Below are 25,651 nucleotides of genomic sequence, written 5' to 3' on the forward strand. Positions count from 1 at the left end.
TCCAATATATAGTAATTAAAGGTGACACTTCTTTTCATTTCAAGTGTAATTTGGTATGATAAGGTTATGACTTTTGAAAAAATTGAAGAAGCTTATCAGCTGCTCTTAGAGAACTGTCAACTAATTGAAAATGATCTAAAAACACATATATACGATGCCATTGTTGAACAAAACTCCTTTTATTTAGGGGCTGAGGGAGCTAGTCCTCAAGTTGCTCAAAATAGTGATAAACTGAAAGCCTTGTGCCTGACAAAAGAAGAATGGCGTAAGGCCTACCAGTTTCTTTTTATTAAGGCAGCTCAGACTGAGCAACTCCAAGCCAACCATCAGTTCACACCAGATGCTATTGGCTTCATTCTGCTGTATCTTTTGGAACAATTGAGTGATAAAGATAGCTTAGAGGTACTTGAGATTGGAAGTGGAACAGGGAACCTAGCCCAAACCCTTCTCAACAACACGAGCAAGAGCCTTGATTATGTAGGGATTGAACTTGATGATCTCTTGATTGATCTGTCAGCCAGTATTGCTGAGATAATGGATTCTTCAGCTCATTTTATTCAAGAAGATGCGGTAAGGCCTCAATTACTAAAAGAAAGTGACATTGTCATCAGTGACTTACCAGTTGGTTATTATCCTAACGATGATATTGCCAAACGGTACAAGGTGGCTAGTTCAGATAAGCATACCTATGCCCATCATTTATTAATGGAACAGTCTTTAAAATACTTGAAAAAAGACGGTTTTGCGATTTTTCTGGCACCAGTCAATTTATTGACGAGCCCTCAGAGCCAGTTGTTGAAACAGTGGTTAAAAGATTATGCTCAGGTGGTGACCTTGATTACGCTACCAGATTCTATTTTTGGTCATCCCTCAAATGCCAAGTCCATTATTGTCTTACAAAAACAAACAGACCACCCAATGGAAACCTTTGTCTATCCAATTCGGGATTTGAAGCTTGCAGAGAATATTCATGATTTTATGGAAAATTTCAAAAAATGGAAACTGAGTAATGTCAATTAATTGATTTTTTGTTATAATAAAAAAGCATCACAGAAAACGATTTCAAGAGAGGTTAAAAATGTCAAAGACAATTGCAATTAATGCAGGTAGTTCTAGTTTAAAATGGCAACTTTATCAGATGCCAGAAGAAGCAGTGTTAGCACAAGGAATTATTGAGCGTATCGGTCTCAAGGATTCTATTTCAACAGTTAAGTACGATGGCAAAAAAGAAGAGCAAATTCTTGATATTCACGATCATACAGAAGCTGTTAAAATCTTATTGAACGATTTGATTCACTTTGGAATCATTGCAGCTTATGATGAAATTACAGGAGTTGGACACCGTGTTGTTGCTGGTGGTGAACTTTTCAAAGAATCCGTTGTGGTTAATGACAAAGTTCTTGAACAGATTGAAGAATTATCCGTTTTAGCTCCACTTCACAATCCTGGAGCGGCGGCAGGGATTCGTGCCTTCCGTGATATTTTGCCAGATATTACCAGTGTTTGTGAGTTTGACACGTCATTTCACACTAGCATGGCAAAGCATACTTACCTTTACCCAATTCCTCAAAAATATTATACGGACTACAAGGTTCGTAAATATGGGGCGCATGGGACAAGTCATAAATATGTAGCGCAAGAAGCTGCTAAAATGCTTGGTCGTCCATTAGAAGAATTAAAACTAATTACTGCTCATATTGGAAATGGTGTCTCAATTACAGCTAATTACCACGGTAAATCAGTTGATACCTCGATGGGCTTTACACCACTTGCTGGTCCTATGATGGGAACACGTTCTGGTGACATTGACCCAGCTATCATTCCTTATTTAATTGAGCAAGACCCAGAGTTAAAAGACGCTGCTGACGTTGTTAATATGTTAAACAAAAAATCAGGTCTTAGTGGGGTGTCAGGCATTTCTAGTGATATGCGTGATATCGAGGCTGGTTTACAAGAAGATAATCCAGATGCTGTTTTAGCTTACAATATCTTTATTGATCGCATTAAAAAATGCATTGGTCAATATTTTGCTGTTTTGAATGGAGCAGATGCTTTGGTCTTTACAGCTGGTATGGGTGAAAATGCACCATTGATGCGTCAAGATGTTATTGGTGGCTTAACATGGTTCGGAATGGACATTGATCCTGAGAAAAATGTTTTTGGATACCGTGGTGACATTTCAACTCCTGAGTCAAAAGTGAAGGTGCTTGTTATCTCAACAGACGAAGAATTGTGCATCGCGCGTGACGTTGAACGTTTAAAAAATACAAAATAAAAGAGACTAAGTCTCAATAGATTAACCAAGTAAGGTAACACTTTACTTGGTTTTTTATGAGGTTTATCTGTTGGTTATGGTGCCTAGGTATTAGTTCTGATCAGTCTCCTTGCTTTTTGTAATCTTGTGCTAGGCGATTTGGATGTCAGCCTTATTTAGAAGTTTTTAATTGCTTCAACGCTTTTCTTGTATGTGTTTATAGAGCCCAATGATCTAAAAGACTATTTGATAACGGTTTATGATGAGCGTAATCGTGCGATTCGAAAACAGACACAAGTTTACTGCTTTTACCTGATGATTGTTCTATTTGTTGCCTTATTCTTTTTCTTCCCTTGCTTAACCATTCGAGATCTTGTTTCTTATAAGCTACCTTTGATTTTTGCTTACCTTTACTTGATTATCAGAAGTCTGGTGGCTAAGAAAATGGAGGCACTAGGGAAAATAACAACTAATAGTCAAAAACCTCCGTTTGATACGAGTCAGGTTCTTTGTTAGATGACTTGTCTAACGGTTGAGTTTCCTGTCTGGTCAACGGAGGTGTTTGTATTGTTGTCTGATTTGTATTGGGGCACTTATTTTACAAGCTTTTAGCTTTATCGATGGTTTTGTCAATGGCAGAGCTGACAGTAGCTGTGAGGCCAAGGCGTTCTAACTCCATCAGACCAGCAATAGTTGTGCCACCGGGGCTACAAATAGCGTCAATGAAATCGTGCGGACTTTGAGAACTGGTCTTGAGATTGCTGGCGCTAGCCAATACTGTTTGAGTAACAATCTCCAGCGCCTTTGCTTTAGGTATGCCATTCTTGACGCCAGCCTTAGCCAAAGCCTCAATAAAGAGATAAATATAGGCAGGACTTGACCCTGCTAAAGCGGTAAAGGTGTCAAAATCCTTTTCACTAATATCAAATGTGCTACCAAAGCTATCTGTTAAGTCTCGAACACGTGCTTGTAATTCCTGGGACACCAAAGCATTTCCCGTTAAAGCGGTACTGCTTTGGAGAATTTGTGCATTCATGTTTGGCATGATACGTAGCAGCGGAAGGTCTTGTCCTACGAATGTTGCTAGTCGTTGAAGGGAAATGCCTGCTGCCATAGATATAATAGGCTGTTTGAAGTGAAGCGGTTTGAGTACCGTTTCAAATAGTTGAGGCTTGATGCCTAAAATAACAAGATCAACCTGGTCAATAAGGTCTTGGTGGGACATAGCATAAGGCAGTGCTAACTGCTCCGCAATTTCCTTGGACCGTTCTAAAGATGATCCTGAAATGATAAGTTCATGGGGTGTTTGTTTAAGGCCTTTGATGATAGCGCTAGCCATTTTGCCAACACCAATAATGCCAATTTTCATTCTGTTGCTCCTTGTGGGATATTATGGTTAATCAGGCTAATGCTAGTTTAGTAACATTTAATCAAGTCAACGGTTGAGCGATCCAGTTTTTTGATAATGGCTTGTAAGAAGGCTTGGGCTTCTACGAAATCATCCATAGCGTAGAGGGTTTGATGAGAGTGAATGTAGCGTGCACAGACTCCGATGGTTGTTGATGGGACACCACCATTTTGAAGGTGTGCAGCACCTGCATCTGTGCCTCCCTTGCCACAATAGTATTGGAAATTGACACCAGCTTCCTCAGCAGTAGTCAGTAAGAAGTCGCGCATATCTTTGAGCATGACATGGCCTGGGTCGTAGAAACGCAACAAGGTACCATCTCCGATTGTTCCAGGATTGCCATAAATATCACCAGCAGGCGAACAATCTACTGCGAAAAAGAGTTCAGGGTCGAACTTGGTGGTTGAGACGTGGGCTCCGCGCAGACCAACTTCTTCTTGAACGTTAGCACCTGCAATTAGGGTGTTGTTAAGGTCTTGTCCTTTTAACGCTTCAAGCATTTCTGTTATCATGAGAACGCCATAGCGATTGTCCCAAGCTTTTGAAATAATATTTTTTTGATTGGCTGTTAGGATCGTTTCAGATTGAGGGATAATAATATCACCCGGTGTAATACTAAATCTTTCAGCTTCTGCCTTATCCGTAAAGCCACCATCAAACACAATATCTTCGATATGTGGTAGACTAGCAGAGCCATTTGCCCCACGTAAAAAATGGGGAGGTACCGATCCTGAAATAAGGGGAATAACTTGGCCAGTGCGTGTGTAAAGGGTAAACCGTTGTGAACTGACAACAAGTGGGTTCCAACCACCGATACCAACCACGCGTAGCGTTCCGTCAACTTTGATATCACTGACCATAAAACCGACTTCGTCCATGTGCGCAGCTACTAAAATACGGGGGGCTTTTTCAGCTTTACTATCTCTGATACCAAAAATGCCACCAAGCCCGTCTGTTTCAACACGGTCAACCAGCGGGGTTATTTTGGTGCGTAGGTAGTCACGAACGCTATGTTCATAGCCCGCAATGCCATCCAGTTCGGTAACTTCTTTGATTTTTGAGAATAAGTCTGTCATTTTTCATCTCCATTTAAAAGGTTTCAGACCAGTTCAACGCGGTCATCTCCTTATATTCTACCACTTTTTAAGTAAGAATGGGTTTCACAGAAAAGAAAAATCCCAGAGACTAGAGATCTCTGGAAGAAGTGTTTGTCTTTTGGCGATAACCTGTTTTTTTAGGCAGCAAGGAAATCATTAAAATGATAAAGCACAAGCTGGTTAATAAGAATAGTAGGGCGCTTAGGATGCGAAAAGACTCTTCACTAGCGAAAAGTAAGGATAATGGAGTCATAAGGAGAACCTTCCATTTTAGGTTAATCAGTGATTTTTATAGCGTGGTTAAATTAATAATAAACCACACCTAATCAACGTACCTTTAGTTTAGTTGTTTTTACTATTTTTGTCAATACATAACAGTAGAAATCTTTAGTTTTCTTATTTCAGATCGTCCAATTTGATCTTTTTATGATAAAATGAGGGATATGAGTAAAAAGAAAATAGGTATGATTTCAGGTATCTTTGGATTTAGTTTAGCTATTGGCCTAGGAATAGTTATCAAAGATTATTGCCAAGACAGGCAGCGTCGACAAATGACAAGGGATTTACGCACCTTTTTTTCACCTTTAGGACAAATCGAAGTTTTATATATCAATCCTTGTCAGGTCAAACAAGATTATATTTCAGGTGGGGTTGTTATGTCAAACGGCAAACAGTACCAATTCACCTATCACAGTCGACAAATTAGTTTTGAGGAGGACAAGGGATGATCAGACCGACTTCTTATGAGTCATTAGCGACTCTTATTGAAAAAGAAGATAAGCTGGTGTTATTTTTTACGGCAGACTGGTGTCCAGACTGTCAATTTATTTATCCTATTATGCCAGAAATTGAAGCAGAACTTACAGATATGACTTTTGTTTGTGTTAATCGTGATCAGTTTATAGAGGTAGCACAAAAGTGGAATATTTTTGGTATTCCTAGTTTTGTCGTGATTGAAAAAGGTCAGGAAGTAGGGCGTCTGGTTAACAAAATGAGAAAGACAAAAACTGAGATTATGCATTTTTTAGCTGCTTATCAATAAGAAAAGAGGAAGAATAAATGATTTTTGCATACAATAAAGAACAAGTTGGCGATGTCTTGATGGTTATCTTACAAGACACCAAAGATATCAAACGTCAAGTAGAACGAAAAGGCAAAGTAGCCCGTGTTTTTGCAGAAGAAAGCGGCAAAACCCTTGCTTGGAATATCTTTGAAGCGTCAAGCTTGATTACTATTGAAGGCAATGGACAGATTTTTTTGACAGACGAGAACCTTGCAAGATTAAATGCAGAGCTTGCTAAGGAAGGATTTTCAGAAAGGCTTGAACCGATTGTGGGACCTGTTTTTGTGGTTGGTCAAATTGTTGAGATGGTGGCTCATCCAGATAGCGACCATCTTAATATCTGCCAAGTGGCTATTGGTGAAGATCAAACGGTTCAAATCGTAGCGGGCGCACCAAATGCTGCGCTTGGTTTAAAAACGATTGTTGCCTTACCAGGTGCTATAATGCCAAATGGTAGTCTGATTTTCCCAGGAAAATTGCGTGGTGAAGAAAGTTATGGTATGATGTGCTCTCCTCGTGAGTTAGCCTTGCCAAATGCACCGCAAAAACGTGGCATTATTGAATTTGATGAGTCAGCTGTGGTAGGAGAAGCTTTTGACCCAGCCAAACATTGGAAAGGTTAGAAAAACCAGCTGAAATAAGACTGTATTTAACTAAATGACCAGAAAAAAAGGATTAGGAGCCCTTAATCCTTTTTTCTTATGTTTTCAAAAACGTTTAAAATGAAACTTATTTTACCACAATTTTTACGAATAATAAGATAAGGAGGTCAGTATGTATAATAAAGTGATAGCAATCGGTCGTTTGGTAGCTAAACCAGAATTGGTAAAAACAGCTACGGATAAGCATGTAGCACGTCTCTCTTTAGCTGTTAATCGAAGATTTAAAAATGCTTCTGGAGAGCGAGAAGCTGATTTTATTTCAGTTGTTGTTTGGGGAAAGTTAGCAGAAACTCTGGTTTCTTATGCTAGCAAAGGTAGTTTGATGTCTATTGATGGCGAACTTAGGACCCGCAAGTATGATAAAGATGGGCAAGTGCATTATGTGACAGAAGTTCTCTGCCAATCATTTCAACTGCTTGAAAGTCGTGCTCAGCGCGCTATGAGAGAAAATAATGTTACTAATGATCTAGTTGATTTAGTCTTAGAAGAAGATACTCTTCCCTTTTGATAGAGGATAATGCTTCTCATCAGGGTTCAGCTGATTACTGAAATATATGATGAGGTGATATCCGAACAACAAAAGTGTGACTAGATACTTCTGATAAAAATAAAAAAACACCTTACGAGTATGAACAAAGTTTCAAGTGCTAGATGTTGGAACTTTGTTCATCATAGGAATAGTAGGGTGTTTTTTAGTGTATTACTTCTTTTTGTTGCTAGTGTTAAGGTTTACTTGCTTACAAGCGGTTATCAGGCCACTAGAACTCTTATAATAAATGGAGCTCTTTGAGTTTGGTGTCAATCATTTTTAAGACAGTCGCCAAATCTTGTGGGTTTTGAACGAAGTCAAGGGAATTGCCATCAATTTTCATTTTTGGAGAGACCTCGTAGTCTTCGTACCAGGTTGGGTATTCACCGTGGACTTGATGGTAATATTGCTCAAGACTAGGATTGCCGTCGACCTGCTCAAAACTTCGGCCACGTCTTTCAATGCGCTCAAGCATTTTGTCAAAAGACACATCAATGTAGATGAGAAGATCAGGGCGTTTTTTAGGCATGCCTTCTAGTTCTTCTAACATGTTGGCGAGAAGTTCCTGATAGATGTCAAGTTCTGTCTTAGTGACATTGCCATTTTTGTAGTTAAGTTTTAAGAAGAGTTCGTCTTCAAAAATAGAGCGGTCAAGAATGTTGTTATCGGCTTGATAAGCTTCTTTGATGGACTTAAATCGTTTATTCAAAAAATAAATTTGAAGTAAAAAGGCGTATTTTTTAGGGTCTTGGTAGTAGAGGTCTAGCACGGGGTTATTATCAACAGCTTCGTAAAAAACGTCAGTTCCTAAATGCTCTCCAAGTGCAGCAGCAAGCGAGCTCTTGCCAGCCCCAATTGTTCCAGCTAGTACAATCAACATGCGTCTCCTTCTAATATCATTAGCGTACTGTTTCGAAGATGGCTTCAACCTCAGCTAGAGTCTCAGCGCGTGAAACAGCACCACGAACTTTGGCAGCACCTGCTGTTCCGCGAAGATAGTGTGGTGCTAAGCCCCGAAATTCCCGAACAGCAATGGTTTCACCTTTGAGGTTAATCAGGCGTTTAAGGTGGTCTTTGGCGATGTCTAATTTTTTGGCAAAGGGAAGATCTGGCAATTCTTGACCAGTTTCAAAGAAATGATTGATTTGGGTAAAAAGATAAGGATTGTTCATGGCTGCGCGGCCAATCATCACGGCATCTACACCGATTTCTTCAATCATAAATTTGGCGTCTTGCACCGAACGCACGTCCCCATTTCCAATAAAGGGAATCTTAGTGATAGCCTTAGAAACTCGGGCTAATGTCTCATGGTCGCAGGTTCCTGTATACATTTGTTCACGGGTACGACCGTGCATGGCAAGAGCAGATACACCTGCCGACTCAGCGGCAAGGGCATTTTCAACAGCAAGTGAACTATCCGCCCAACCTGTACGCATTTTGACAGTCAGTGGAATATCTAAAACAGACGTGACTTCCTTGACAATGTGGTAAATCTTATCAGGGTCACGGAGCCACTTGGCACCAGCCTCGTTTTTGACAACTTTATTAACAGGGCAGCCCATATTAATATCAACAATATCGGCCTTGGTATTGGTTTGAATGAAATCAGCTGCACGTTTCAACCCTTCTGCGTCACCACCAAATAATTGAATGGACATAGGGTGCTCATTTTCATCAATATGGAGCATGTGAAGGGTCTTTTCATTGTTGTAAAGAAGCCCTTTTTCGGAAATCATTTCCATAACCACCAAACCAGCACCAAATTCTTTGGCGATGGTACGAAAGGCAGAATTGGTCACGCCAGCCATGGGAGCAAGGACAGTGCGGTGAGGGATTTCCACATCACCAATCCTAAAGGAAGAATTAAGCTTTATCACTGATAATGGCCTCCAAATCACTTTCATTAAATTGGTACTTGGTACCACAAAATTGGCAAACAATCTCAGCACCCTTATCTTCGTCAATCATGGCCTGTAAATCTGCTTTTGGCAAAGTCATTAGGGCTGCTTCAAAACGTTCTCTAGAACAGTCACACTGAAAACTCAGAGGTTCTTCAGAAAGACGCTTGTAAGGTTCATCTCCATAGATGGCCTCCAAAAGGGCATCCACATGATTTTTGGAAGCTAGTAGGTGAGAAATGGCAGGCATTTCTTGCAGGCGTTTTTCATAGCGAGCAATCTCTTCTTCAGAAGCGCCTGGTAGCACCTGCACCATAAAGCCACCAGCAACCTTAACCTTATCATTTTCATCTAAAAGCACATTAAGTCCGATTGCAGATGGTGTTTGCTCTGATTCGGTTAAGTAGTAGGCAAAATCCTCACCAATTTCCCCAGTAATAAGAGGCGTTGTTGAGGTGTAAGGGTTACCTGTGCCATAATCAATAATCGTCACAAAATGACCATTCCCCATAAAAGGCCCAACAAGGACTTCACCTGTTGCGGTCTTTTTAATATCGACACCAGTATTTTGAATGTAACCTTTCACATGTCCTTTGGTATCTGCCACAGAGATAATGTGTCCAAAAGAAGAATCACCAATCACTTTGACGGTGATTTTACTATCGCCTTTTTGATTAGCCGCCAAAATCTGGTTGGCGATCAAGGTACGGCCAAGCGCAACAGTAGACGATGACAGCGTGTTGTGTTTTTCTTGAGCTAATGCAACCGTCTCAGTGCTATCAAGGACATAAGCCCTAAAAGCCCCTGATTGTGCTATTGATTTAATTATTTTATCCATAACTTAGATTATAGCATAAAGTGTAAAACTTGTATTGACAGGATTGCTTGAAAAATCAATACAGATAGACAGTAAAAAATCCCAGAGAATGACTCGGGATTAAGTTAAGGTGTGGTCTAAAGTCGCGCAATGTGGTGACATGGCGCTTATGTTAATTGCTTGGTTAAATCAGCTTGGAATTTTTCCTCTTTAACTTGATACATCAATTCTTGGATAGACAGAATCGATTCATCAAAAGATATTTCAGCAACAGCAATTCCTTTTGTAAGTTCATGGTGAACAAAAGGAATCAGTTGACTGTGAGTGATGACCAAATCTGGCTTTAAATCAGGAATTTGATAAACATTATCTTGCAATAGATAATAGGAATGAAAATCAATGCTTTTATCCGAGAAATACCTTGGAAAAGAATCCGTTAGGAGATGAGCACTGATAAAATTACTGGCTACGAAAACAACAACTAAAGGAGGTTGGATATTTCTTAGACTTTGCTCGACATAGTGGCAAAAAAGATGAAAATGCTTATGGTTCAAGTCACGCTTACCAGGAAGTTTGGCCATCCACTCTTCGACAATTAACTTTAAGGACGTATAGAGTTTTTGGTTTCCTTTATAGTACGGAGAAACGAATAAGTTGGTCTCAGGAATAAAATGTTGCAGATTAAACAAGAATGATTTTGAAAAAAACATAAGAGCTTTTACTAAACTAGCCTTTTGCTCTTTTAGGTTAGGTAAAAGAGTGATGATAGGATTTAAAAGCAGGCGAAAAGTATCATTTTCTTCAAAAAGTTGACAACATTGTCTGATATGCTCAGGTGTCCATTGTAAGCTCGCAAAAGAATTATTAGCGGTGATATAAATTAAATAGAGGTAGTCCAAATCTCCTGCTGAAAAGTTTAGTTGGCAGTAAGTTTCGATAATATCATGGCTACTTTTTTTCAAAGAATCGTAGACAAAAAGTTTTTTTAATTGTTGAAAAATTCTGGTTTGGGGAATAGTTACCGAAAATTGATGCCGCTTCCACGATAAAGCTAATAAAATGTCATAGAAAGAAAACGATTCCGATAACCAAGGAGAGGTTTTAAGGTGGGTGGAACTATGGGATAAAAAGCTATGAATAGTGTTTTTGTCTTGCTGCGTCAAGTCATAAACTTTAATGCCAAACTTACTATATAGCAGAGCGATGAGGTAACGGATGCGATATTCCTCACCGACAATCTTGTTCTTAGAGAGTTTTAATTCAAAGTTTCTTAATAAAGGAATCAATGCTTCGCGCATCCGATAAGCTGAGGAGTTTGATAAAAAATGACTTCTTGCAAAATCCGTAAGGGGACGAGAGTGGGAACCATTTTTTATTAAAAAGGCTAGTAATTGTAAGACATTAGATGATGCATAGAGTTGGTAAAGATAAGTTTCTTTAAAAGGATGTGTAAATTGGCAAGATATCATCCTTTTTTGGATGGTCATAGACAGACTACCAGGGAAAAAGGCATTCAGTTCCTCACAATAATGGTTTAGTTGTAAAAAGGTTAAGCCAGTTTTTTCTGCTACCTCAGTTATTGGCAAATAAGATGTCTTAAAAAACAAGACAATTAACTGACATTTTGATTCGATTGATGATTCCAAGTATTTTTCTATCAAGGAAAGGGACCTCTCTTCCTACACTTAGAAAGCCAAATAAGTCTTTGATAAGTGTATTCTCCTATTTCAATTCTATCTAAGCTAAAAATAGAAGTCAAATCTAATGGTTTTTGGTAAAAAGTCGAAACCTTTTGAAATAGCTTTAAAGCAATATTTTCTCAAAAAATCATTTTCAAAAACACTAATTTGGTGAAAAACTTAGTACGAATATATTTCTTTGACTTCAATAGAATGATATGATGTCACATTGAGAGGAGAGAAAATGAAAAAAACAAGGTTTCCAAATAAGCTTAATACTCTTAATACTCAAAGGGTATTAAGTAAAAACTCAAAACGATTTACTGTCACTTTAGTGGGAGTCTTTTTAATGATCTTCGCTTTGGTAACTTCCATGGTTGGTGCTAAGACTGTTTTTGGTTTAGTAGAATCCTCGACGCCAAACGCAATAAATCCAGATTCAAGTTCGGAATACAGATGGTATGGATATGAATCTTATGTAAGAGGGCATCCATATTATAAACAGTTTAGAGTAGCACACGATTTAAGGGTTAACTTAGAAGGAAGTAGAAGTTATCAAGTTTATTGCTTTAATTTAAAGAAAGCATTTCCTCTCGGATCAGATAGTAGTGTTAAAAAGTGGTATAAAAAACATGATGGAATCTCTACAAAATTTGAAGATTATGCGATGAGCCCTAGAATTACGGGAGATGAGCTAAATCAGAAGTTACGAGCTGTTATGTATAATGGACATCCACAAAATGCCAATGGTATTATGGAAGGCTTGGAACCCTTGAATGCTATCAGAGTTACACAAGAGGCGGTATGGTACTATTCTGATAATGCTCCTATTTCTAATCCAGATGAAAGTTTTAAAAGGGAGTCAGAAAGTAACTTGGTTAGTACTTCTCAATTATCTTTGATGCGTCAAGCTTTGAAGCAACTGATTGATCCGAATTTGGCAACTAAAATGCCAAAACAAGTTCCGGATGATTTTCAGCTAAGTATTTTTGAGTCTGAGGACAAGGGAGATAAATATAATAAAGGATACCAAAATCTTTTGAGTGGTGGTTTAGTTCCTACTAAACCACCAACTCCAGGAGACCCACCAATGCCTCCAAATCAACCTCAAACGACTTCAGTACTTATTAGAAAGTATGCTATAGGTGATTACTCTAAATTGCTTGAAGGTGCAACATTACAGTTGACAGGGGATAACGTGAATAGTTTTCAAGCGAGAGTGTTTAGCAGTAATGATATTGGAGAAAGAATTGAACTATCAGATGGAACTTATACTTTAACTGAATTGAATTCTCCAGCTGGTTATAGTATCGCAGAGCCAATCACTTTTAAGGTTGAAGCTGGCAAAGTGTATACTATTATTGATGGAAAACAGATTGAAAATCCCAATAAAGAGATAGTAGAGCCTTACTCAGTAGAAGCATATAATGATTTTGAAGAATTTAGCGTTTTAACTACACAAAACTATGCAAAATTTTATTATGCAAAAAATAAAAATGGAAGTTCACAGGTTGTCTATTGCTTTAATGCAGATCTAAAATCTCCACCAGACTCTGAAGATGGTGGGAAAACAATGACTCCAGACTTTACAACAGGAGAAGTAAAATACACTCATATTGCAGGTCGTGACCTCTTTAAATATACTGTGAAACCAAGAGATACCGATCCTGACACTTTCTTAAAACATATCAAAAAAGTAATTGAGAAGGGTTACAGGGAAAAAGGACAAGCTATTGAGTATAGTGGTCTAACTGAGACACAATTGCGTGCGGCTACTCAGTTAGCAATATATTATTTCACTGATAGTGCTGAATTAGATAAGGATAAACTAAAAGACTATCATGGTTTTGGAGACATGAATGATAGTACTTTAGCAGTTGCTAAAATCCTTGTAGAATACGCTCAAGATAGTAATCCTCCACAGCTAACTGACCTTGATTTCTTTATTCCGAATAACAATAAATATCAATCTCTTATTGGAACTCAGTGGCATCCAGAAGATTTAGTTGATATTATTCGTATGGAAGATAAAAAAGAAGTTATACCTGTAACTCATAATTTAACATTGAGAAAAACGGTGACTGGTTTAGCTGGTGACAGAACTAAAGATTTCCATTTTGAAATTGAATTAAAAAATAATAAGCAAGAATTGCTTTCTCAAACTGTTAAAACAGATAAAACAAACCTCGAATTTAAAGATGGTAAAGCAACCATTAATTTAAAACATGGGGAAAGTTTAACACTTCAAGGTTTACCAGAAGGTTATTCTTACCTTGTCAAAGAAACAGATTCTGAAGGCTATAAGGTTAAAGTTAATAGCCAAGAAGTAGCAAATGCTACAGTTTCAAAAACAGGAATAACAAGTGATGAGACACTTGCTTTTGAAAATAATAAAGAGCCTGTTGTTCCTACAGGAGTTGATCAAAAGATCAATGGCTATCTAGCTTTGATAGTTATCGCTGGTATCAGTTTGGGGATCTGGGGAATTCACACGATAAGGATAAGAAAACATGACTAGAGCTGATTTCAGAACTTCTAATTCATCTGGAGAACTTAACAAACTATCATTTTCAGATAAAGAAGCAATAAAGCCCTTACTCATAGGACTTGTTAAAAAAATAGCCCTTATTCTTATTGGCGGCTATCTACTTTTTCACTTTGTTTTTGGATTTATGATTATCAAAAGAAACGATATGGCTCCTAGTGTAAAAGCAGGAGATGCTATTTTATTTTATCGCTTATCTCAGACTTATAAAGTAGAAGAAGCAGTTGTTTATGAGGACTCTAAAACATCTATAACGAAAGTCGGTCGGATTATTGCTCAAGCAGGTGATGAAGTGGACCTGACAGAACAAGGTGAATTAAAAATTAATGGCCATATTCAAAATGAAGGACTAACTTTTATAAAATCAAGAGAAGCTAATTATCCGTATCGAATTGCTGATAATAGTTATTTGATACTCAATGATTACTATAGCCAAGAGAGTGAGAATTACCTACAAGATGCAATTGCTAAAGATGCTATAAAAGGCACGATTAATACACTTATTCGATTAAGAAACCATTAAGCTAAAGGCTTATTTAAAAAAGGAGAGAAACAATGAAATTACGTCACTTACTATTAACGGGAGCAGCCCTAACTAGTTTTGCTGCTACAACAGTTCACGGGGAGACTGTTGTAAACGGAGCCAAACTAACAGTTACAAAAAACCTTGATTTAGTTAATAGCAATGCATTAATTCCAAATACAGATTTTACATTTAAAATCGAACCTGATACTACTGTCAACGAAGACGGAAATAAGTTTAAAGGTGTAGCTTTGAACACACCGATGACTAAAGTCACTTACACCAATTCAGATAAAGGTGGATCAAATACGAAAACTGCAGAATTTGATTTTTCAGAAGTTACTTTTGAAAAACCAGGTGTTTATTATTACAAAGTAACTGAGGAGAAGATAGATAAAGTTCCTGGTGTTTCTTATGATACAACATCTTACACTGTTCAAGTTCATGTCTTGTGGAATGAAGAGCAACAAAAACCAGTAGCTACTTATATTGTTGGTTATAAAGAAGGTAGTAAGGTGCCAATTCAGTTCAAAAATAGCTTAGATTCTACTACATTAACGGTGAAGAAAAAAGTTTCAGGTACCGGTGGAGATCGCTCTAAAGATTTTAATTTTGGTCTGACTTTAAAAGCAAATCAGTATTATAAGGCGTCAGAAAAAGTCATGATTGAGAAGACAACTAAAGGTGGTCAAGCTCCTGTTCAAACAGAGGCTAGTATAGATCAACTCTATCATTTTACCTTGAAAGATGGTGAATCAATCAAAGTCACAAATCTTCCAGTAGGTGTGGATTATGTTGTCACTGAAGACGATTACAAATCAGAAAAATATACAACCAACGTGGAAGTTAGTCCTCAAGATGGAGCTGTAAAAAATATCGCAGGTAATTCAACTGAACAAGAGACATCTACTGATAAAGATATGACCATTACTTTTACAAATAAAAAAGACTTTGAAGTGCCAACAGGAGTAGCAATGACTGTGGCACCATATATTGCTTTAGGAATTGTAGCAGTTGGTGGAGCTCTTTACTTTGTTAAAAAGAAAAATGCTTAAATTATTATTATGATAGTAAGACTGATTAAGCTCCTTGACAAGTTGATAAACGTCATTGTTCTTTGTTTCTTCTTTCTTTGTTTATTGATTGCGGCACTTGGAATCTACGATGCTTTAACAGTTTATCAAGGAGCTAATGCTACTAACTATCAACAATATAAGAAAAAGGGTGTTCAGTTTGACGATTTATTAGCTATTAATTCTGATGTTATGGCATGGCTGACTGTTAAAGGAACGCATATTGATTATCCAATTGTACAGGGAGAGAATAATTTAGAATATATCAACAAATCAGTAGAAGGAGAGTACTCCTTATCAGGAAGTGTTTTTCTAGATTATCGTAATAAAGTAACTTTTGAAGATAAATACTCATTAATCTATGCACATCATATGGCTGGAAATGTTATGTTTGGCGAATTACCTAACTTTAGGAAAAAATCATTTTTTAATAAACACAAAGAATTTAGTATTGAAACCAAAACAAAGCAAAAACTGAAAATCAATATTTTTGCATGTATCCAAACAGATGCTTTTGACAGTTTACTGTTTAATCCAATTGATGTTGATATTTCTAGTAAAAATGAATTTTTAAACCATATCAAGCAAAAATCGGTACAGTATCGTGAAATATTGACAACAAATGAAAGTCGTTTTGTTGCCTTATCAACCTGTGAGGATATGACAACAGATGGTAGGATTATCGTTATTGGACAAATTGAATAATTGTAAGAGAAAGGAGGTCATATGAAAAAATCTATATTAAGAATTTTAGCTATTGGTTATTTACTTATGAGTTTTTGTTTGTTAGACTCCGTAGAGGCAGAGAACCTCACTGCAAGCATTAATATTGAAGTTATTAATCAAGTTGATGTTGCTACCAACAAACAATCCTCTGACATAGATGAAACGTTTATGTTTGTAATTGAAGCGTTAGATAAAGAAAGTCCTTTACCTAATTCGGTAACTACTTCTGTTAAGGGAAATGGGAAAACATCATTTGAACAGTTGACTTTTTCAGAAGTTGGACAATATCATTATAAAATTCATCAACTGTTAGGTAAGAATAGTCAATATCATTATGATGAAACAGTATATGAAGTTGTTATTTACGTATTGTATAATGAGCAAAGTGGTGCTTTAGAAACTAACCTAGTTTCTAACAAACTTGGAGAAACCGAAAAATCGGAGCTTATTTTTAAACAAGAATATAGTGAAAAAACACCGGAACCTCATCAACCAGATACAACTGAGAAGGAAAAACCTCAGAAAAAACGTAATGGTATTTTGCCATCAACTGGTGAAATGGTGAGTTACGTATCTGCTTTAGGAATTGTCTTAGTGGCTACCATTACTTTGTATTCTATTTATAAAAAGCTAAAGACAAGCAAATAGATTCAATTTTAAGCAGAGTAATTCTCCTTGAGGATTTAGGAAAGATATGTAAGAAAAACCAAAAATTCCTTTACTTAATGATAAAGGAATTTTTTATTGCCCCACGACAGCAAATTGTTCGTAAGCGTCCAATAACAAGGTATATTGAAAACCTCCAAAGTTTCTAATTGACTCTGGAGGTTTTGATTATTGACAATTTGTTTGTACTTTTTTAGCCCATGGCAAATAAGCTTCTAGCACTTCTCTTTTAGCGAGAGTTTCTTCATTAGGAAGGCGGTCTAGAAGGTAGCTAATATATTTTTCGGAGTTCAGTCCATGTCGCTTAGCCGTTTCAAGCAAACTCATGATGATAGCTGCCGCTTTGGCTCCTTCAAAACTTTGAGAAAACAACCAATTTTTTCGGCCCATCACTAAGGATTTGATAGCTCTCTCTGCCATATTGTTAGACAGAACAATATGGCCATCCTCTAAAACAGTTCTAAAGGTTCTTTCATGCTTGAGACTATAAGCGATAGCGAGACCCAGCTTCGATCCTGAAAGGACAACTTGCTCGCGACACCAATCAAAGAAGGTGGTCATTAATGGCGTCAAGATTTCTTTGCGTTTAACCAGACGCTCTTGAGGGGGTAACTCACACCATTCAGCTTCTAAGGCGAACAACTTGTCACAGTAAACAAGTCCTTTACGCCCTAGAGAAGTCTTATCAGCTTGCTTCGGGGTGGCCTCAAAGAACTTCCGCCTCACATGTGCCCAACAACCAACAAGCTTGGCATGCTCTAATTGACGATAAGCCCCATGCATATCACAATGCACATAACCTGAGTAATCGCCGAGAACCTCTTGAGTAACGAGGCCGCTACGCCTTTTATCATGATGGTAAAGGGTAATCCCTTTTTTCTCATGCTTACCAGACAAAAAAGTCCAGTAATAGGTCAACTGAGTGTCACTTTCAAGAACTCTATAAGATGTCTCATCCGCATGAATGACCTCTTGACTTAATAAGATGTCACGAAGCAAGTCATAAAGAGGCTCAAAATAATACTGGCTAGACTTGATATGCCAGTTAGCGATTTCCTTGCGACTAATGGACAGTCCTAATTTATTCCAATCCTCTTCCTGTCTGTAGTTAGGAACTTTAAGGGTGAATTTTTGATGAACGGTATGGGCAATAATAGAAGCCGAACCAAGGCTATGAGCTAATGGTGCCTTAGGAACAGGCGCTTTGATGATCTTGTCACTGAGGCTATTATCGCTACAAGTTTGGCACTTATAAGCGTGTTGCACATGATTTATACGTTTCAATTGTGCTGGGATAAAGACTAATTCTTGACGTTGAACCACCGAGCCAATTTCTGTCAATGTTCCATGACAATCCGGACAAGTACAGCTGTCACCAATTAATTCGTGGTGAACAAGCTCAGGTTCAAATTGAGCTAGAATAGCTTGACGTCTTCCTTTGATTTTCTTGCGTCTATAAGTAATGTCTTCTGTTTCTACTGGGCAAGTCATCCGCTTCTTCTGGTAATTGGTCCTGGTCAAAGAGACTGAGTTGACCGGTCATAGGCATAGCTTTTTCAGAAGATTTCCCATAAAGCTTTTGAGTTAAATAAGCCACTTGTTCACGCAGGAGGGCTAGCTCATTAGCCATTGTTTCAATGGTTTTGGCTTGTGTTTTAATGACTTTATCTTGTGAACTCATGGTCTTCCTCCTGATATTTTCTTCATTATACCTGAAGAAAAGCCATGAGTTCAATAGAAATCATGACTTTTTGAAATTTTTATGTTAGGACTAATGAAAAATCCCTTCATAAGCCAGTCCACCTGTACAGCTGTCAAGCATTTGACCTCATCCCTATTTCTTGGCCAGGCTAGTTTCCCATTTTCAAAGCGTTTATAAAGTAACCAGAAACCTTGACCATCCCAGTAAAGCGCTTTGAACCGATCACGTCGCCCACCACAGAAGAGATAAACAGCACCTGAAAAGAGATCTAACTCATGTTGGGATTTGACAAGATAGGCTAGGGAATCAATGCCTTGTCGCATATCTGTTTTTCCACAAACCAGATAAACTTGTCCTAGGTCATTTAGCCGAATGGTCATCGTTCAGTACCTTATCCAAAATGCTTTCCAACAAGTCCTGATTGAGTGCTTGAAATAAACTAAGTTCCAGTTTTCCAAGGCGAACTTTAAGCAAGATATCATTTCTGTTTTTTTCTCAAATCGACGAGATTGGGGAACTTCCAAAGGAACAATAGGGTGTGATATTTAAATTATCCTCCGATAGACTAGTTTTACTAACAGTATACTGGAGGATTGAGAATCACGGTAGATACCCTGTTATTGGACGCTTACATTATTTTTATTGGGAACAGCCATTTTTCTTTACCCTACGTTAAGTAGTCAGTGGAATGCTATCGTGATCGTCAATTGTTATCAACTTATCACAAACAAGTGACTCAAAAGAAGCCCTCAGAAATGGAGGAGGTGTGGCAAAAGGCTAAGGCGTATAACGCTAGGCTTGGGATTCAGCCTGTTCCAGATGCTTTTTCATTTAGGGATGGCATTCATGATAAAAACTACGAAAGCCTACTTCAAATTGAAAACAATGATATTATGGGATATGTTGAAGTGCCCTCTATTAAAGTGACGTTACCCATATACCACTATACGACAGACGAGGTGCTAACTAAAGGAGCAGGTCACTTATTTGGAAGTGCCTTACCAGTTGGTGGTGACGGGACTCACACGGTTATTTCTGCTCATAGAGGCCTTCCATCGGCAGAAATGTTTACTAATTTGAATTTAGTGAAAAAGGGAGATACTTTTTACTTTCGTGTGTTAAATAAAGTATTGGCTTATAAAGTTGATCAGATACTAACTGTTGAACCAGATCAAGTCACATCACTTTCTGGAGTCATGGGGAAAGATTATGCTACTTTGGTTACCTGCACACCATATGGTGTTAACACCAAGCGTCTATTGGTCCGAGGTCATAGAATTGCATATCATTATAAAAAGTATCAACAGGCTAAAAAAGCAATGAAACTCGTGGATAAATCAAGAATGTGGGCAGAAGTAGTGTGTGCTGCTTTCGGGGTGGTTATAGCTATTATTTTAGTGTTTATGTATTCGCGAGTAAGTGCTAAGAAAAGCAAGTGATAGTTAAATAAGAGATTGTAATAGAAACTGGTGGACTTTGCCCACCAGTTTTTTGGGGTACGGTGGGGATATCGTACAGAAGAGCTCCTTCGGTTACTTTAAGTATAATAAAAGAAATAAAAAGAGTCTGAGCAATCATGTTGTCTTAGACTCTGACTGTATTATGCAAAAGATGATGGACTGGCAGCTTCATTTACTCACCGAATTCCCCTTTATAACTTGGGAATGATGCTGCTAATGGGTTGTTTTGTTTAATACCTGCTATAAACGGTAATTTATCCCATTTATTTTTGTAATTATCTTCAAGCTCAGTTTTAAACTTCCAAACCATTTTATGAGAAAAATAAGTGTGTGATTGACGGCCATAGGTATCTACTAAAACGTGAGAAAATTTTCCGTCGTTTTTTAGTTTGTAAAATTTATCTAGAGAAGGACTCCAACCAGTATAACCAGGGAATTTATCAAATTCTTGATTAAAATTTGTTTGTTGGCTTTTCCAATCATAATGCCATTGTGTATTATTGCGTGTTTCAGAACGAACTGTACCGTCCCAATAATGATGCTCATAAGTTATCTCTGTAGGAGCTTTTACACCCTTAGGAAGAAAAACTGAGAAATCAGGGTAAACCCATTGTTCTTTAGCTGAATTAAAGGTTACAGTCCATTCAATATTTTTATCGCTATCGACCAATTTTTTAGTATAGTCGACATAGTTATCAACATAGTAATTTCCCTGCCAGTAAAGGTGCACTTTACCTTTCTCATCAATGTTATCATGGGCATGTACTGATTTATACGAACTAAACAGCATCGAAGCTGCTAGTAGTGAAGTGAAGAGATATTTATTACATCGTTTCATATCATGAAAAACCTTTCTTTTAATACTAATATATTATAACAAAAAAACTAAAAAGTAAATTATTTTTTAGTTTTTTATCATAATTATTTAATTATTCAAATATAACAAAGATATTGTTGATGAGTGAAGCGCCATTCTTTTTGCTATAAATAAGGGTTATGGAAGCAATAAAAAAATCATAGTTGTTTATGAAAACGCTGTCATAATAAAAAGGGGACAAAAGTGTTTTTTGTGGATTTAAACTTATTGATAACTAAATGAACTAAAGAAACGCTTATTAATATTATCGACAGGTTACTGGTCAAAAGAATAAAAGTGCTTTTGGACAATGTGAAAGGAATTGACAACATGAATAACATCAAAACCAAAAAAAGGTTTATGGATCGCTATATTGATGGCTTTATGAAATGGATGCCAGAATCGCTTTTTATCTGTTTTATTTTAACCTTTTTAGTCGTTACTATGTCTGTGTTGATGACGGATAGTCCCTTTATTGGTACGGAAAAGACGGGCGGGATTATCTATGGCTGGGTAAATGGTTTTTGGGGGCTGTTGTCCTTTGCCATGCAGATGACTATTTTACTTGCGACAGGGAATGCTGTAGCGAGTTCTCCACCTGCTCATAAGATGTTTAAGTCCCTTGCCAAACTGCCTCAAACCAGGACTCAGATTTTTATCTTTTCCATTGTAGTAGGCTCTATCTTTGGCTTTTTACACTGGGGTCTTGGTATGATGGTTGCTATTGTGTTTGGGAAAGAGTTGCTTGTTCAGGCTAGGCAAAAAGGGATTAAGGTGCATACGCCTTTGTTTGTTGCTACTTTATTTTTTACCTTTTTACCAGCTACTTCTGGTCTATCTGGTGCTGCGGTGCTTTATTCGGCTACTCCAGATTATTTGCGAAATAGTGTCGCAGATGCTTATAAACAGGTTGTTCCTGAAAGTGTTCCTCTGACAGAATCAGTTTTGAATCTTCCATTTATCAGTCTTTTAGTGGTGTGTATGCTGGTACCGCTTTGCTTTGCTTTATTGGCGCACCCAAAAGATGAAACTAAAATCATGGAACTTGATGATGAGATCTATCACCATAGTCTTGATACCGCTTCACATGTTGTTATTGCAAGAAACACACCTGCTGAAAAGATGAACGCATCTCGCTTAGTGATGTATCTTGTTGGTGGGGCCATTGTTAGCTATAGCCTTTATCATTTTTCGGTGGTGGGCTTGTCTGGTCTAGATCTCAATTGTTTTAACTTTTTATTTTTAGGCTTAGGCTTGCTTCTTTGTGGTCAACAAGGACCAGAATATTATGGTTCCTTATTCAAAGATGGGGTCATGTCATCTTGGGGCTTGGTGCTTCAGTTTCCATTTTACGCTGGTATTTTTGGAATCATTCAAAGTACAGGTTTAGGATTAGAGATTTCCCATTTCTTTGTCGCTATTTCAAATGGGACAACATGGCCGGTCTTTGCTTATCTTTACTCGGCTTTGCTGAATATTGCGGTACCATCAGGAGGCTCAAAATTTGTGATTGAAGCTCCCTATATCGTCCCTGCAACTATCGAAGTTGGTAATGACTTAGGTAAGATTTTGCAGGCTTATCAATTAGGAGATGCCACAACAAACTTGATAGTTCCTTTTTGGGCCTTATCTTACCTCTCAAACTTCAAACTAAAATTCAATCAAATTGTGGCTTATACTATTCCTTGTGTCTTGGTGGTCACAGGTATTGCCATCATTTACCTATTTGTATTTTAGGAAATAACTACATGAAACGCTTGGGATTGTTTCCTTCAGGCGTTTTTTTAAGGTCTGAGTCCAGCAATTAGAAGCGCTGGTTCATGAAATAATCTAAGATGGTGTGCTTGATATAATGTTTTAAATGGCTTGTTTTGTTGTGCTTGAGAGAGGCTAGAACAACTTCCCATTTTGGATGTTCGGTCAGTTGGACCTCCACTAAACCGTCCATATGAGCAAAATGAGTAATAGGTCTTGGTAGGATTGTTAGGTAAGAGGAATAGCGCGTGCAATTTAATAAAAAATCCCACGAGGCAGAATAACATTTGACTACAGGAAGACTATTTGCTTCTTCAAATAAGGTGGTAAGCTGATGATTAATCATAAAGGTTTTATCAAAAGTTACTAAGTTTTGACGATGTAATGCTTTGATAGAGATGTTAGGATTACTATCAAACGTCTCTTGAAAGGTTTTGTGACTCATATAAAGGCAGAGTTGATCTCTTAGGAGAATGTCGATATCAGCAATAGTAGCATCTAGTGTAGTGGGTGTTAATAAAATCGCAAAATCGACTTCTTTTAGAAACAGTTTTTTTGCAGTTCATAAGCACCCGTTTCTACAATATGAAATTTAACTTCGGGATTTTCTTCGATGAGTTTTGGAATGAGCTCAGAAAAAACAATGCCAGAGATGAGTTGAGGAATACCGATTGAAATTTCTCCTTTGTATTTTTTGGATTCACTCCGCAAATCAGCCATTAATTGCTCATGTGATGCGATAACCACCTTAGCATTTTCAAAAAAGCGTTCGCCGACTGAAGTTAGTCCAACTAGACGCCCTTTTTGACGCTGGAATAAAACGACTCCTTCTTCTTTTTCGATAGTCTTGATATAACTACTAAGGGCGGGTTGCGAAATATGACTTTTTTGGGCTGCTTTGGTTAAGTTAAAGTCACAATTAACAATCTCAATAAAATAAGCCAAGCTTGAGATATTCATATTTTCCTCTTTCGATAACGTTTAGTTATAGCATATATAAAAAAACGATATTTGTTTATTATAGTTCACATTATATAATAAAAATGTAAGCGTTTCAATAATGAAAAAGGAGAAGTTTCTATGACTAAAGAAGTGGTGATCACATCTGCTTATCGTACCCCGATAGGAAATTTTGGAGGAGTCTTTAAATCTTTATCAGCCGTAGATTTGGGGGTGACAGTTGTTACAAAAATTTTAGCTGATACCGGTCTTAAAAGTGATGCCATTGATGAAGTGATCTTTGGGAATGTGTTACATGCAGGTCTGGGTCAAAATGTTGCCCGGCAAGTAGCGCTAAATGCGGGGCTTTCTTATGATACCCCTGCTTTTACGATTGATATGGTCTGTGGTTCTGGCTTAAAAGCAGTTGAGTTAGGTGCTCAAAAGATTCAAACGGGCAACGCTGATATTGTTTTAGTTGGTGGTACCGAAAACATGAGTCAAGCACCTTACGTTTTACAAGGCCAACGTTGGGGATCTCGTATGGGAGATAGTAAAGTAGTAGATACCATGCTTAAAGATGGGTTGAGTGATGCTTTTGCAGGTTATCACATGGGTATAACAGCCGAAAATATTGTGCAACAGTATGGACTGACCAGAGAAGAACAAGATGCCTTTGCAGCTGATAGCCAACGTAAAGCCCAACTTGCCATAGAAAAAGGTCGTTTCAAAGAAGAGATTGCACCTGTCACTATTCCTCAGCGTAAAGGTGAACCTTTACTCGTTGATCAAGATGAATACCCTAAATTTGGAACGACAGTGGATAAGTTAGCAAAGTTACGCCCTGCTTTTATCAAAGATGAGGGGACAGTAACTGCTGGTAATGCTTCAGGAATCAATGATGGAGCAGCGGCAATTTTATTGATGAGTAAAGAAAAAGCTGAAGAATTAGGGCTCCCTATTTTAGCTAAAATCACTAGTTATGCAAGTGCAGGTGTAGACCCAAGTATTATGGGCTGCGGACCAATACCTGCTACGAAAAAGGCTCTTGCAAAGGCTCAGCTGACAATTGATGACATTGATTTGATTGAAGCAAACGAAGCTTTTGCTGCTCAGGCTTTAGCGGTTTCACGAGACCTTGGTTTTGACAATGAAAAAGTTAATGTCAATGGAGGAGCTATTGCTTTGGGTCACCCGATTGGAGCATCAGGTGCTCGTATTTTAGTCACCTTATTAGCAGAAATGGCTAAGCGTGATGTGAGACATGGCTTAGCAACGCTTTGTATTGGTGGTGGCCAAGGTCAAAGTATCATCGTAACAAGATAGAAGGTAACCGTATGAAAGAGAATAAAAGAATAGCAATAGCAGAAGCTATCAGTCATATTAAAGATGGTGACACGATTATGGTCGGTGGTTTTATGGCTAATGGAACACCAGAAGCGTTAATTGATGCACTGGTTGACAAAGGCACAAAAGACTTAACCTTGATCTGTAATGATGCTGGTTTTGTTGATCGCGGTGTTGGAAAAATGGTGGCTAATCATCAATTCAAAACCATTTATGCAACACATATTGGATTAAATAAAGAAGCTGGGCGCCAAATGACTGCCGGTGAAACGACGATTGAGCTCATTCCTCAAGGAACCTTCGCCGAAAAAATTCGCATCGGAGCTTATGGCATTGGTGGCTTTTACACGCCAACAGGGGTAGGAACCTTAGTGGCAGAAGGCAAGGAAACAAAAACCATCAAGGGAAAAACCTATCTCTTAGAATACCCATTTGAGGCAGATGTCGCCTTGATATTTGCTAATCAAGCTGATGAAATGGGAAATTTACAGTATAGTGGTTCTGAAAATAATTTTAATCAATTGATGGCAGCTTGTGCAAAAACAACAATTGTTCAGGCGCGAGAAATAGTACCAGTCGGCACCATACAACCAGAATGCGTTCATACACCACATATTTTTGTAGATTACATTGTTAAAGAAGGAGTATAGTT

Annotated in this window: 25 protein-coding genes and 3 pseudogenes; 16 read left to right on the forward strand and 12 right to left on the reverse strand. The window is 37.8% G+C overall.

Annotated features, from left to right (window positions below; translation table 11 throughout):
* Positions 1–66: 66 nt before the first annotated feature.
* The 3 genes from B6D67_RS00680 (at position 67) to B6D67_RS00690 (ending at position 2,770) form a co-directional block, all read left to right on the forward strand.
* A complete protein-coding gene (locus B6D67_RS00680; RefSeq protein ID WP_010921802.1) occupies positions 67–1,020 on the forward strand; it encodes a class I SAM-dependent methyltransferase in 954 nt (317 codons plus the stop codon).
* A 58-nt stretch (positions 1,021–1,078) separates the two neighbouring features.
* Complete coding sequence (locus B6D67_RS00685) at positions 1,079–2,275, forward strand: acetate kinase (protein ID WP_029714175.1); 1,197 nt, start codon at positions 1,079–1,081, stop codon at positions 2,273–2,275.
* Between the two features lie 186 nt (positions 2,276–2,461).
* Positions 2,462–2,770 carry a hypothetical protein gene (locus tag B6D67_RS00690; RefSeq protein ID WP_010921804.1) on the forward strand — a complete coding sequence of 103 codons (309 nt, stop codon included), beginning with the start codon at positions 2,462–2,464 and terminating at the stop codon, positions 2,768–2,770.
* An 82-nt stretch (positions 2,771–2,852) separates the two neighbouring features.
* On the opposite strand, the gene proC is transcribed toward B6D67_RS00690, so the two are convergent.
* A complete protein-coding gene (gene proC / locus B6D67_RS00695; protein WP_010921805.1) occupies positions 2,853–3,623 on the reverse strand; it encodes a pyrroline-5-carboxylate reductase in 771 nt (256 codons plus the stop codon).
* 47 nt (positions 3,624–3,670) lie between these two features.
* Positions 3,671–4,738, reverse strand: coding sequence for a glutamyl aminopeptidase (gene pepA, locus B6D67_RS00700; RefSeq protein WP_029714177.1), 1,068 nt, complete (start codon positions 4,736–4,738; stop codon positions 3,671–3,673).
* A gap of 464 nt (positions 4,739–5,202) precedes the next feature.
* Here pepA and B6D67_RS00710 point away from each other — a divergent pair, with 464 nt between their 5' ends.
* The 4 genes from B6D67_RS00710 (at position 5,203) to B6D67_RS00725 (ending at position 6,992) form a co-directional block, all read left to right on the forward strand.
* Positions 5,203–5,487: a DUF4651 domain-containing protein gene (locus B6D67_RS00710; protein ID WP_002992749.1), complete on the forward strand. Its 285-nt coding sequence runs from the start codon at positions 5,203–5,205 to the stop codon at positions 5,485–5,487.
* A complete protein-coding gene (locus B6D67_RS00715) occupies positions 5,484–5,801 on the forward strand; it encodes a thioredoxin family protein (RefSeq protein WP_011285355.1) in 318 nt (105 codons plus the stop codon). The genes B6D67_RS00710 and B6D67_RS00715 overlap by 4 nt, the downstream gene beginning before the upstream one ends.
* Before the next feature lie 17 nt (positions 5,802–5,818).
* The gene (gene ytpR / locus B6D67_RS00720) at positions 5,819–6,445 is read left to right on the forward strand and encodes a YtpR family tRNA-binding protein (protein ID WP_011285356.1); all 627 of its coding nucleotides are present in this window, start codon (positions 5,819–5,821) and stop codon (positions 6,443–6,445) included.
* Positions 6,446–6,596: 151 nt separating this feature from the next.
* Positions 6,597–6,992 (forward strand): single-stranded DNA-binding protein, encoded by a 396-nt coding sequence (locus tag B6D67_RS00725; protein ID WP_003053955.1) that lies wholly within the window; start codon positions 6,597–6,599, stop codon positions 6,990–6,992.
* A gap of 259 nt (positions 6,993–7,251) precedes the next feature.
* Here the strand turns inward: B6D67_RS00725 and B6D67_RS00730 are convergent, their stop codons facing one another.
* From B6D67_RS00730 to rofA, 4 genes are all read right to left on the reverse strand, one after another.
* Complete coding sequence (locus B6D67_RS00730; protein ID WP_010921807.1) at positions 7,252–7,893, reverse strand: deoxynucleoside kinase; 642 nt, start codon at positions 7,891–7,893, stop codon at positions 7,252–7,254.
* 19 nt (positions 7,894–7,912) lie between these two features.
* Entirely contained in the window at positions 7,913–8,890 is a 978-nt protein-coding gene (gene dusB, locus B6D67_RS00735) for a tRNA dihydrouridine synthase DusB (protein WP_002987812.1), read from the reverse strand.
* Positions 8,877–9,749: an Hsp33 family molecular chaperone HslO gene (gene hslO, locus B6D67_RS00740; RefSeq protein ID WP_010921808.1), complete on the reverse strand. Its 873-nt coding sequence runs from the start codon at positions 9,747–9,749 to the stop codon at positions 8,877–8,879. The genes dusB and hslO overlap by 14 nt, the downstream gene beginning before the upstream one ends.
* A 146-nt stretch (positions 9,750–9,895) precedes the next feature.
* A complete protein-coding gene (gene rofA, locus B6D67_RS00745; protein WP_029714181.1) occupies positions 9,896–11,389 on the reverse strand; it encodes a transcriptional regulator RofA in 1,494 nt (497 codons plus the stop codon).
* Between the two features lie 262 nt (positions 11,390–11,651).
* Between rofA and cpa the strand changes: the two genes are divergently transcribed.
* Genes cpa through fctB form a run of 5 tightly spaced genes read left to right on the forward strand, consistent with a single transcriptional unit; the run spans position 11,652 to position 16,922 of the window.
* On the forward strand, positions 11,652–13,925 hold the full coding sequence (cpa, locus tag B6D67_RS00755) for an FCT-2 pilus tip adhesin (RefSeq protein WP_029714186.1): 2,274 nt from the start codon (positions 11,652–11,654) through the stop codon (positions 13,923–13,925).
* A complete protein-coding gene (sipA, locus tag B6D67_RS00760) occupies positions 13,918–14,475 on the forward strand; it encodes a signal peptidase-like pilus assembly factor SipA (protein ID WP_011285358.1) in 558 nt (185 codons plus the stop codon). Before cpa ends, sipA begins: the two co-directional genes overlap by 8 nt.
* A gap of 32 nt (positions 14,476–14,507) precedes the next feature.
* Entirely contained in the window at positions 14,508–15,530 is a 1,023-nt protein-coding gene (fctA, locus tag B6D67_RS00765) for an FCT-2 pilus major pilin FctA/T1 (RefSeq protein ID WP_010921811.1), read from the forward strand.
* Between the two features lie 9 nt (positions 15,531–15,539).
* On the forward strand, positions 15,540–16,253 hold the full coding sequence (gene srtC1, locus B6D67_RS00770) for an FCT-2 pilus polymerization class B sortase SrtC1 (RefSeq protein WP_010921812.1): 714 nt from the start codon (positions 15,540–15,542) through the stop codon (positions 16,251–16,253).
* Between the two features lie 21 nt (positions 16,254–16,274).
* Positions 16,275–16,922, forward strand: a complete 648-nt coding sequence (gene fctB / locus B6D67_RS00775; protein WP_010921813.1) for an FCT-2 pilus minor pilin FctB — start codon at positions 16,275–16,277, stop codon at positions 16,920–16,922.
* A 186-nt stretch (positions 16,923–17,108) separates the two neighbouring features.
* Here fctB and B6D67_RS00780 read toward each other — a convergent pair whose 3' ends face one another.
* From B6D67_RS00780 to B6D67_RS10340, 4 genes and pseudogenes are all read right to left on the reverse strand, one after another.
* Positions 17,109–18,461: an IS66-like element short variant transposase gene (locus tag B6D67_RS00780; RefSeq protein ID WP_010921814.1), complete on the reverse strand. Its 1,353-nt coding sequence runs from the start codon at positions 18,459–18,461 to the stop codon at positions 17,109–17,111.
* Positions 18,394–18,621, reverse strand: a complete 228-nt coding sequence (locus B6D67_RS00785; protein ID WP_015055898.1) for an IS66 family transposase — start codon at positions 18,619–18,621, stop codon at positions 18,394–18,396. The genes B6D67_RS00780 and B6D67_RS00785 overlap by 68 nt, the downstream gene beginning before the upstream one ends.
* Positions 18,622–18,671: 50 nt before the next feature.
* The gene (tnpB, locus tag B6D67_RS00790; protein ID WP_010921815.1) at positions 18,672–19,022 is read right to left on the reverse strand and encodes an IS66 family insertion sequence element accessory protein TnpB; all 351 of its coding nucleotides are present in this window, start codon (positions 19,020–19,022) and stop codon (positions 18,672–18,674) included.
* Positions 19,003–19,187, reverse strand: a pseudogene (locus tag B6D67_RS10340) (hypothetical protein). The gene tnpB and the pseudogene B6D67_RS10340 overlap by 20 nt, the downstream one beginning before the upstream one ends.
* A 64-nt stretch (positions 19,188–19,251) precedes the next feature.
* Here B6D67_RS10340 and B6D67_RS00800 point away from each other — a divergent pair.
* Positions 19,252–20,081 (forward strand): annotated as a pseudogene (locus B6D67_RS00800) (class C sortase).
* 193 nt (positions 20,082–20,274) lie between these two features.
* On the opposite strand, the gene B6D67_RS00805 reads toward B6D67_RS00800, so the two are convergent.
* Positions 20,275–20,940, reverse strand: coding sequence for a hypothetical protein (locus B6D67_RS00805; protein ID WP_010921817.1), 666 nt, complete (start codon positions 20,938–20,940; stop codon positions 20,275–20,277).
* Positions 20,941–21,288: 348 nt separating this feature from the next.
* Here B6D67_RS00805 and B6D67_RS00810 point away from each other — a divergent pair, with 348 nt between their 5' ends.
* On the forward strand, positions 21,289–22,695 hold the full coding sequence (locus tag B6D67_RS00810) for a short-chain fatty acid transporter (protein ID WP_029714188.1): 1,407 nt from the start codon (positions 21,289–21,291) through the stop codon (positions 22,693–22,695).
* A 67-nt stretch (positions 22,696–22,762) separates the two neighbouring features.
* Here the strand turns inward: B6D67_RS00810 and B6D67_RS00815 are convergent.
* A pseudogene (locus B6D67_RS00815) lies at positions 22,763–23,673 on the reverse strand (LysR family transcriptional regulator).
* A gap of 120 nt (positions 23,674–23,793) precedes the next feature.
* On the opposite strand from B6D67_RS00815, the gene B6D67_RS00820 reads away from it, so the two are divergent.
* On the forward strand, positions 23,794–24,978 hold the full coding sequence (locus B6D67_RS00820; RefSeq protein WP_010921819.1) for an acetyl-CoA C-acetyltransferase: 1,185 nt from the start codon (positions 23,794–23,796) through the stop codon (positions 24,976–24,978).
* A gap of 11 nt (positions 24,979–24,989) precedes the next feature.
* Complete coding sequence (locus tag B6D67_RS00825) at positions 24,990–25,649, forward strand: CoA transferase subunit A (protein ID WP_010921820.1); 660 nt, start codon at positions 24,990–24,992, stop codon at positions 25,647–25,649.
* Positions 25,650–25,651 lie beyond the last annotated feature (2 nt).

Origin of the sequence: Streptococcus pyogenes (assembly GCF_002055535.1) — a bacterium.
Lineage (GTDB): Bacteria > Bacillota > Bacilli > Lactobacillales > Streptococcaceae > Streptococcus > Streptococcus pyogenes.